This window comes from Rhodococcus sp. CX (genome assembly GCF_015865005.1).
Classification (GTDB): Bacteria; Actinomycetota; Actinomycetes; order Mycobacteriales; family Mycobacteriaceae; genus Rhodococcus.
Genome location: NZ_JADZGH010000115.1, coordinates 1 through 1537, shown reverse-complemented (window position 1 = coordinate 1537; position 1537 = coordinate 1). Strand labels below are relative to the sequence as shown.

The following is a 1537-nucleotide window of genomic DNA, read 5'->3' as shown; positions in this document are numbered from 1 at the left end:
CCCCGCTATCTCATCGAAAGTCGCCGTCTCGACCGCAATCTCGACCCGCAGGCGGTGTTCGAGCGGCTCTTCGCGGACGGCCCGCACAGTTTCTGGCTCGACGGCAGCGCCGCGGCCGAACCCGGATCCCGGTTCACGGTGATGGGCGACGGCTCCGGGCCCCGCTCCGAGTTCGTCACCTACAGCGTCGCCGAAACCCTGGTGCGCGAACACGCCGTCGACGGCACCGTCACCGAACACCACAGCACGTTCTTCGACCACATCGACCGGCGCCTCGCCGAACGTCCGGTCGCGCGCCGCGACGACCTGCCGTTCGCCTTCGGCCTCGGCTACGTCGGCTATCTCGGCTACGAACTGAAGGCCGACGCCGGCGCCCAGCTCGTGCACACCTCGCCCACCGCGGACGCGGCGATGGTGTTCGCCGACCGGGCCGTCGTCCTCGACCACGAAGCCGGCCACTGCTACCTGCTCGCGCTGAGCGCGCAGCCCGGCGAGCGCGCGACCACCGACTGGTTCGACCGCGCCGCCGCCGCCCTGGCCGAACTCGACGACGTGACCGTGCCCGCACCCGACGCGGCGCCGCTGCTGCGCCTGGACCGCGACCACCCGATGCGGCTGCGGCACGACGGGCAGCGCTATCTCGATCTGATCGGCCAGTGCGTCGCCGAGATCCGCAGCGGCGAAACCTACGAGGTGTGCCTGACCAACATGGCCACCGTCGAACGCAGCATCGATCCGCTGCGCACCTACGAATGCCTGCGCGAGATCAGCCCCACCCCCTACAGCGCGTTGCTGCAGTTCCCCGGCATCTCGGTGCTCAGCGCGTCCCCGGAACGGTTCCTGCGGATCGACGCGGACGGTGTCGTCGAATCCAAACCGATCAAGGGCACCCGGCCCCGCGGCGCCACCGAGGCCGAGGACGAGATGCTGTGGCAGGACCTGCACTCGAGCGAGAAGGACCGCTCCGAGAACCTGATGATCGTCGACCTGGTGCGCAACGACCTGTCCCGGGTGTGCGTCCCGGGTTCGGTGCACGTGCCCAAGCTGTTCGACGTCGAAACCTACGCGGCGGTGCACCAGCTGGTGTCCACCGTGCGCGGCACCCTGCGACCGGACGTGTCCGCCGTGGACTGCGTGCGCGCGGCGTTCCCCGGCGGGTCGATGACCGGCGCCCCGAAACTGCGCACCATGGAGATCATCGACAAACTCGAGGACGGCCCCCGCGGCGTGTACTCCGGCGCCCTGGGCTATCTGTCCCCGACCGGCGCCGCCGACCTGTCGATCGTCATCCGCACCATGGTCGCCACCGACCACGAGGTGAGCTTCGGCATCGGCGGCGCCATCGTCGCTCTGTCCGACGCGGCCGACGAACTCGACGAAACCCTCGTCAAGGCGGTCGCGATGCGCCGCACCCTGTCCGAAACCCCGCCCCTCCCGGAAGATCCCGGGCGATGACCGGCGGCCCGGTGATCGTGGCCGGCGGCGCGGGCGCGGTCGGGGCACTGCTGGTGACGGCGCTGCGCGCGGACGGCGCCGA

Annotated in this window: 1 protein-coding gene; it reads left to right on the top strand. The window is 70.9% G+C overall.

The genetic code is table 11. The features are described from left to right. Nucleotides 1-1455, top strand: a 1455-nt coding sequence (gene pabB, locus I0Q12_RS12620) for an aminodeoxychorismate synthase component I (protein WP_197252245.1), incomplete at its 5' end; no start/stop codon positions are given. Nucleotides 1456-1537 lie beyond the last annotated feature (82 nt).